Annotated in this window: 5 protein-coding genes; 2 read left to right on the forward strand and 3 right to left on the reverse strand. The window is 67.9% G+C overall.

Annotated elements, in window-relative coordinates:
* On the forward strand, positions 1 to 968 hold a 968-nt coding region (locus tag ACILRF_RS12790), incomplete at its 5' end, for a TolC family protein (protein WP_395673469.1).
* Positions 969 to 972: 4 nt separating this feature from the next.
* Here the strand turns inward: ACILRF_RS12790 and ACILRF_RS12795 are convergent.
* From ACILRF_RS12795 to ACILRF_RS12805, 3 genes are all read right to left on the reverse strand, one after another.
* On the reverse strand, positions 973 to 2,871 hold the full coding sequence (locus ACILRF_RS12795) for an NAD(P)-binding protein (protein WP_395673471.1): 1,899 nt from the start codon (positions 2,869 to 2,871) through the stop codon (positions 973 to 975).
* A 40-nt stretch (positions 2,872 to 2,911) separates the two neighbouring features.
* Positions 2,912 to 4,813 (reverse strand): NAD(P)-binding protein, encoded by a 1,902-nt coding sequence (locus ACILRF_RS12800; RefSeq protein ID WP_395673473.1) that lies wholly within the window; start codon positions 4,811 to 4,813, stop codon positions 2,912 to 2,914.
* A gap of 73 nt (positions 4,814 to 4,886) precedes the next feature.
* A complete protein-coding gene (locus ACILRF_RS12805) occupies positions 4,887 to 7,274 on the reverse strand; it encodes a TonB-dependent receptor (protein ID WP_395673475.1) in 2,388 nt (795 codons plus the stop codon).
* A gap of 168 nt (positions 7,275 to 7,442) precedes the next feature.
* Here ACILRF_RS12805 and ACILRF_RS12810 point away from each other — a divergent pair, with 168 nt between their 5' ends.
* Positions 7,443 to 8,027 (forward strand): RNA polymerase sigma factor, encoded by a 585-nt coding sequence (locus tag ACILRF_RS12810; RefSeq protein WP_395673477.1) that lies wholly within the window; start codon positions 7,443 to 7,445, stop codon positions 8,025 to 8,027.
* The last annotated feature ends 9 nt before the right edge of the window (positions 8,028 to 8,036 follow it).

Below are 8,036 nucleotides of genomic sequence, written 5' to 3' on the forward strand. Positions count from 1 at the left end.
GGTCGGTCGAAGCGGCCCGGGCCGACCGTGACGCCGCCCAGGCGGCGCTCGACGTGGTCCGGGTCTCCGTGGCCGCCGAGACCGCCCGCGCCTATGCCGACGCCTGCGCCGCCGGGGCCCAGCTTGCGGTGGCGCAGCGCACCCTGGCCCTGTCCGACGAGACCGCGCAGCTCACCCGCCGCCAGCTCGACGCCGGCCGCGGCACTGGCCTGGACACCGCCCGCGCCCAGGCCCAGGCCGAGACCGCCCGGGCCTCGGCGCCGCCGCTGCAGGCGCAGCGCGAGGCCGCGCTCTTTCGTCTTTCGGTGCTGACCGGCCGCCCGCCGGCCGAGATCTCGCCCCCGGCCGCCGCTTGCGTCGCCCTGCCCCAGGTCGCCACGGTCCTGCCGGTCGGCGACGGCGCCGCTTTGCTGCGACGCCGTCCGGACGTGCGCCAGGCCGAACGCCGACTGGCCGCCGCCACCGCCCGCATCGGCGTGGCGACCGCCTCGCTCTACCCGCAGGTGACCTTCGGCGGCTCGGTCAGCCGGATCGACGGCGGCATGCCGGGGCTGGGCGAGCGCACCCAGTTCAGCTTCGGTCCGCTGATCAGCTGGAGCTTCCCCAACATCCTCGCCGCTCGCGCACGGATCGCGCAGGCGGACGCCGCCTCGCAGGCCGCCTTGGCGAGCTTCGAGCAGACGACGCTCGTCGCCCTGCGGGAGACCGAGACGGCGCTCAGCGCCTATGGACGCGAACTGGATCGCCGGGCCGCCTTGCGCCGGGCCCGCGACGAAAGCGCCGACGCCGTGCGCCTCGCGCGGCTGCGCCAGGAAGCCGGTCTCGACAGCTTCCTGACCGTTCTCGACGCCGAACGCACCCTGGCGACGCTGGAAGCGCAGCTTGCCCAGTCGGACGCCGCGGTGACCGCGAACCAGATCACCCTCTTCAAGGCGCTCGGCGGCGGCTGGCAGGCCGCCGCCTCCTGAGGCGTCAGGTCAGGCCGCGGTTGATCAGGACTTCCTGCACCGCGCGGTGGGCTTCGTCGATCGCGGTGTTGGTGAAGGCCGCGCCGCCGCTGTCGGCGTTGGCGATCGCCATCCGGCCGAAGGTCGCCCGGCCGAGCACGTGCGGCCGTTGGTTGTCCGGCACGTCCGGGTCGCCCACGGTGTCATAGGTATAGGCGTAGCCGTGCGGCCAGCGGTTGGCGGTGATCGCCAGAATGTCGCGCGCCGGATCGAAGCCGCCGTCCTTGAGCGCCCGGGCCATGTCGGAGCGGATGTTGCGCTCGATATCCTCGAACGGCGTCGCCAGCAGCTGCGCCCGGCCCATGCGGTTCTGCTCCTTGCGGGGCAGGCCGGGGCTGTTCGGATTGCCGACCATGTGGACGATGATCGGCTGGCTCGGGTCGTTGGGAGCCTTGTAGTCGCCGATCGACACCGGGATATCGAGCGACATGTTGGGGTGGAAGGCGCTCGGCGAGTGGACCGAGTTGATGCCCAGCTTCTTGAAGGACTCCCAGTTCCGCACCAGCACGTTGGTGTAGACCATCGGCACCTTGGACGCGTAGCGCAGGTTCGCCTTCTGGGCGTCCGGCAGGGCCGGGACGATGAAGGGGATGATCATGTTGAAGCAGGCGAGGATGACGTTGTCGCCGCGGACTTCGTACTTCTTGCCGCCCTTGACGTAGACCACGCGGACGCTGTCCGGCTTCTTCGCGTCGCCGACGTGCTCGGCGCGGATCACCATCGACGACAGGCGCAGGCGGGTCGGGTTCGCGGCCACGTCCAGACCCTGATAGTTCACCTTCTGGGTGACGATCTCGGAGTGGCTGTAGGGCCCGCCCTCGAACGCGGTCGGCACCAGACGGTTGACCAGCATCCGGGCGATGGTCGCGTTGCCGTCCGGCCAGTGGAAGTCGTAGGGCTCGTGGTAGCCGCGCGGTCCCGCGATCTCCATGCCCTGGAACCCGGGGGCGCCGGACTTGGCGGCCGTATAGGCCGGGCAGGTGTCGACCCGCATGTTGTTGCGGAAGCCGCGGCCCAGGAAGAACGGCAGGCTGCCCGGCAGCATGCCGGCGTGCTTCATCAGGAAGTCCTGATAGGTCATCCGCTTCAGCGCTTCGGCCTTCTGCTCCGGATTGAGCGAGGGCATGTAGTCGCGCTTTTCGGTATGCAGGCGGATCAGGTCGGCGCGCACCGCAGGGGTGAGCGGCGCGGCCTTGAACAGGGTGGGCCAGTCGACCGGCGCGCCGGCCGGCGCGACCACCAGCTTGTCGCGCTGGAAGTGCTCCTTGCCGAAGAAGTAGCCGCGGCCGAGCCCCTTGTAGGTGTCCTCGTTCACGTACTTCGGATAGCTCGCCACATCGATGCCGAGGTCCTTGACCATCTGCTTGGCGAGCCAGCTGTAGGGGAACGGCGTCTCGATGCTCATCGTGCCGCCGTAGCTCAGGTACATGCGGCCGTTGTGGTGGAACTCGTTGCGCTTGGCGTGACCGCCGAAGTCGTCGTGGTTGTCGAGGATCAGCACCTTGCGGTCGTGGCCGAGCGCCTCGCGGAAGAAATGCGCCGCCGACAGGCCGGAGATGCCGCCGCCGACGATCACGAGGTCATAGCGCTCGCCGGTGTCCTCGGCGGTCACCGGCCCCTCGAACTCGCCGTCACGGGCGGCGTGGGCGGCCTCGAAGGAGCCTTCGTACTGGCCGCGCAGGCCGGTGGCGGTCGGCGGATAGTCGCCCGGCGGAATGACCGGGACGCGCGCTGTGCGGGTCTGCGCCTGGGCGCCCCCGGCCAGGGCCGCCGCGCCGACCGCGCCGGCCGCCGCCACGCCGCTGATGAAGTCCCGCCGATCGATCGGCCGGTCCATGCCCAACGACTTGTCCGCTTCCTTCATGACGCGCCCCTATAACCGCTTGATTGTCGCTGGGGCGTACTCACACCAATTCCCGCACCGCCCGCAAGGCCTGATCGATGGCGACCTGCGTCAAAGCGCCGGCGCCGGCGTCGGAGTTGGCGATCGTGATGCGCCCAAACGGCTGGCGTCCGACCACCCAAGGCTCCTGTCCCGCCGGCCAACTCTCGCCGATCAGACTGTCGCGGCCGACCGCATAGCCATGGGGCCAGCGGTTGACAGTGACGCCGAGGATGTCCTTCGCCGGGTCGAACTCCGTACCTGCCAGCATCCGCGCCATCGAGGTGCGGATCTCGCGCTCGAAGTCGTCGAACGTGGCGCCCAGCAGTTGCGCGCGGCCCGCTCTGTGACGGTCGGCCGCAGGCGTCCGCTGCGGATTTTCCCAGGCCCGCGGCCCGTCGTCCCAGAACCGCTTCTCGATGTGCAGGACGATGGGCTCGTCCGGGTCGGAGGCGCTGCGATAGCTGCCCATGTCGACAGGGAAATCGAGCTTGTACTCGTGGAAGTAGCCGGTCAGCGAGTGGATGAAGTGGACGCCGAGCTTCGTCCACGGCCGCCAGTTGCGCACCAGGACGTTCGTGTAGATCAGCGGCGACTTCACCGCATGCGCCAAGCCCGCCTTCTGCGCGGTCGGCAGCTCCGGGCAGATGTGCGGAACGATGGCGTTGTAGCAGGCCATCACCACGTGGCCCGCGCGGGCGCGATTGGCCCGCCCGCCGTTCATGTAGGTGACTTCGACCTCCTTGGCGCGTGACGGCGCGCCCAGGTGGCGCGCGTTGACCACCGTCGAGGACAGCCGCAGGCGCACCCGCGAGCTTGGCTGGTCGAGCTGCGAATAGTCGAGGCGCGCGGTGACCTGCTCCTCCTGGTCGCGCGCCGCCAGAGCCGCGGGGATCAGCTTGCGGACCATCATCCGCGCCACCCCGGCGTTGCCGTCCGGGAAGTGGAAGATCTGCTCCGGATTGCGCTTCCAGCGCCGGCGGGCCGCCGGCAGGCCCATGCCTTCCAGTCCCGGAAGCGTGTCCAGCTGGCGGGCGTAAAGGGCCGGCGTATGGTCCGCCGAGGCGGTGTTGCGATCGGTGCGCGACCGGAAATACGGGATGACCGCAGGATCGACCTTCGCCACGTCGCGCAGAAACTCGGTGTAGGTCAGGGCGCCGAGGCGGCGCAGCTTCTCCTCGACCGGCATGCCCGGCAGGTAGTCGACGCTGCTCTCGTAGAGCGCGATGATGTCGCGCTTGGCCTTCTCCGACAGCGGCGTTCCGGCCAGGAATTCCGCCCACGGGAGTTTCCATTCCCCGGCCTGCAGGTGGTCGCGGCCGAAGGTTTCCTTGTCGAAGAACAGCCCTTCGCTCAGCTGCATGCGGTCGTACCGCGTCCAGTCGAAGGCGGTGTAGAACCGGTCGGTGTCGACGCTGATCTCGCGCAGCAGGCCGTTGACGTCGTCGCTGAATTCCCACGGCCCGTGATAGAGCTGCTCGGTCCCGCCATAGCCGATGTAGGTCCGCCCCTCGTGGGTGAACTCGTTGCGCTTGGCGTGGCCGCCGAAGTCGTCGTGGTTGTCGAGGATCAGGATGCGCGCCGACGGCCCGTAGCGCCGCTGGTAGAACAGCGCCGCCGCCAGCCCCGACAGGCCGCCGCCGACGACGATCAGGTCATAGCTTTCCCCGGTGTCGACGGCATTCCGGCGGATCTCGTTCCAGGCGCCGGCGTCGCGCAGCGCATGGGCGCTTTCGAACGAGCCCGGATGGCTGCCGCGCACGCCTTGCAGGGCCGGGGGATAGTAGCCCTTCGGCAGCGGCGCAGCCCCCGCCGCCGACGCTCCGCCGGCGGCCAGCGCGGCCCCGGCCAGCGCTCCGCCGATGAAATCCCGCCGCGGAATGGCCTTCCCCATGCCGAGCGACTTGTCGCTGAACCCACCCATGATTTCCCCCTGGGCGCCCCGGGGCCGTCTCGGCTCCGGGGCTCTTTGTCCGATGTTTTCCCGGCTTACCGGCTCAGTACCGGTAGGCGACGATGAACGAAACGGTCCGCGGCCGCCATGTCGACTGGAAGTAGGCCGGCCAGGTCCGCGCGCGATGAGACCGGGAAAGGATCTCGTTGGAGTCCAGCAGATTGTCGACGAACACCGAGACTTCGACATTCTCGAAGCGTGACCCGGCCCGCAGCGTCACATAGTCGGTCGCCGGGGGAACGGGGATGTTGGCGTCATAGGTCCGCGGGATGCGCGGATCCTGGGTGGAGGACAACCCGCGTTGCTTGCCGGCGTGCTGCCAGTCGGCGCGGACGAAGCTGTCCACCCCGAACGCCTGGAAATCGTACTGACCCCCGACCGCGAGGGTCCACCCGGGACCCGGGATCGCCGTCCCGTCAAGAACGGTGATCCGCCCGGCCGGCGCGATCGTTTCCGAGAACCGGGCATCGTTGTAGCCGAAGGCGGCATCGACCTGCAGGCCCTCGAACAGCACGGCCTGCGCCTGCACGTCGAAGCCCTTGCTGACGGCCGAGCCCTGGTTGTCGATGAAGCGGTAGGCGCAGATCGGGATCGTCGTCGCCTGCTGGATCTTGTCCCACTTGATGTAATAGGCGCTGGAGGCCACCGACATGCGACCTCCGAACAGGCGGTTCTTCGAGCCGATCTCGTAGCTCTTCGTGGTGTCGGACCCGTAGGTGTCGGGGGCTTCCGAAATGCCCAGCTGCGCGTAGCCCGCCTCGCAGGGAAGGAACGGGATCGGCGCGTTCGCGCCCCCGATACGATAGCCCTTGGCGTAGGTCGCATAGTAGAGGTTGTTGGAGTCGGCCTGGTAGGACACGCCGAACTTTGGGGTAAACGGCTTTTCCTTGCTCTTGCCGTCGCCTGCGGAGGGTCCGACGTTGATGTAGCCGTCGGCGGCTTGCAGGAACGCGAAGTCGTTCACGGAGTAACGCGCGCCGACCGTCAGCTTGAGTTTTTCGGTGAGCTTGAAATCCACCTGACCGAAGCCAGCGAGCTGTTCGTCCACCGTCTTGTAGAGGCCATTGTAGGTATCGCCGCGTGCGAGCAGCGGGCCAAGGTCGCCCACGCCGCCGAGGTAGGCGGCATTGTAGTAATCTCGGGCGGTCATGCCGAAGATCGCCAACGTCGCCCGATCGGCGTTCGGATCGCGGATGTACTCGAAGTTTGTTCCAAGATTGCGCTGATAATAGGCCCCGGCGACCCAGGTCAGGCGCGCATCCGGGTCGGCGCTTTGCAGGCGCACTTCCTGGACGAAGTTCCGCTGGTTGTTCGTCGTCGCCGCCGTCACGTCGTAATTGCCGATCGGCAGTTGCACCCCGGCGGAATTCACGAGCCGCCGGCGTCCTTCGAACATCACGCCGACCCCGGGCAGGAACGAGCCGGGATCCGCATCGTACACGCTGGTCATGTAGTCGATGCCGGAATAGGCGGTCACGCTGTTGCGGACGAACCAGGACGTGTTCGAGATCAGCTCGACGCCGCCGAAGTCGTACTGAACCTTGACCGCCGGAAGGTACCAGCGATCCTTCTCGGGCGAGGGCTGCGCGATCGCGGTGACGAACTCGCCACGTCCAGGATTGGACCAGTACTCAGAGAAGTTGTTCCCGCCGCGGGAAGACCGGTCCTGGATGACGACCGAGGGCGTGATCTGCAGATGCTCGGTCGGAGCCCAGGTCAGGGCCACGCGCCCGCCGGTGATCCGTCCGCTGTTGTAGTCCTTCTCGATGAGTTGGTAGTCGCGATAGTCGATGCGGTCGATCCAGCCGCCGATGTTGCGGTGGAAGGCGTTGATGCGGAACCCGAGCTTGCCCTCGACGATCGGCCCGCCGACCGCCGCCGCAACCTGGGAATCCTGACCGCCGTTCTCGATGAACCCAAGCTCGGCCCGGGCATTGCCGCTGAACGTCGTGAGGCTGGGCTGAGGCGTGATGTATCGGACGACCCCGCCCTGGGCCCCGGCGCCGAACAGCGTGCCCTGGGGACCGCGCAGGACTTCGACCCGCTCCAGGTCGAACAGCGCCGGCACGGCGCTCGTCGTGCCGATGCCGATGTTCAGCATCTGGATCGGCGTCTCGTCGATATAGACCCCGGTTGTGGCGGCGCCCGCGGTCGAACTGATCCCGCGGATGGCGATGGTGTTGGTTCCGGGGTTGAACCGCAATCCCGGCACCGTGCGCTGAAGATCCGCGACGCTGCGGATGCCCTGGTCGTCCAGCTTCTGCTGGGTCACCGCGGCCGCGCTGATCGCGACCGTGCTCAGGGTCTCGGCCCGGCGCGTGGCCGTGACGATGATTTCCTGCACTTCGCCGGTCGGTTGGGCGTGGACCGGTCCCGCGACCGGCAACGCCACGCACGCCGCGCCCAAAAGCCAAGCCTGTCTGCGTGTCATGATGTCCCCCTCTGACCCCGCGTGCGCCGTCATGGGCGCCGCATCTGAGAGACGAACGGAGGTTGCGATTTCCGCCGGAGTGTGACGATTTTTTGCGAGTTCCTGCGCGGCTCCGCGCCGGGCGACCGCTGCAGTTCGGAGTCAACCGGACGCCTGCGGAAGGGGGAAATGCGCCAGATGAACAGCATCGCAGCTTGGGCGGCCGCGAACTTTCTTCCGCACGAGGCAGACGTCCGGCGCTGGCTGCGGCGGTCCGGCGTATCGCCCGCACAATCCGACGACCTGATCCAGGAGGCCTATGCGCGGCTGCTGGCTCTGGACTCCTTCGACCACATCGCCTCGGGGCGGGCCTATTTCTTCACCACGGTGAAGTCGGTGTTGCGCGACCAGATTCGGCGCGCCCGCATCGTCGATATCGAAAGCGTGGCGGAAATCGCCCAGTTACGCGTCGCTGATGATGAGCCCTCTGTTGAAGTGAGGTTCGCCGACCGCCAGTGCCTTGCCTTGGTGCGGCGTCTGGTCGATGACCTGCCCGACCGCTGTCGCCAGGTGTTCAAACTGCGGAAGATCGAGGGCCTGTCGCAGAAGGAGACGGCTGAGAAGCTGAACATCACTGAGAATGTCGTCGAGAAGGAGGTGGCGAGGGGGATAAGGACCGTCCTCGCCGGCCTGTCAGAAAGGTCCCATGATTTTGGCTTCCTGCCGGACAAGTGGCTGAACAGTGTCAGAGCTCGAGACAAGCGCCGAGATTAGCGACAGCGC

Origin of the sequence: Phenylobacterium sp. (genome assembly GCF_044236515.1) — a bacterium.
Lineage (GTDB): Bacteria > Pseudomonadota > Alphaproteobacteria > Caulobacterales > Caulobacteraceae > Phenylobacterium.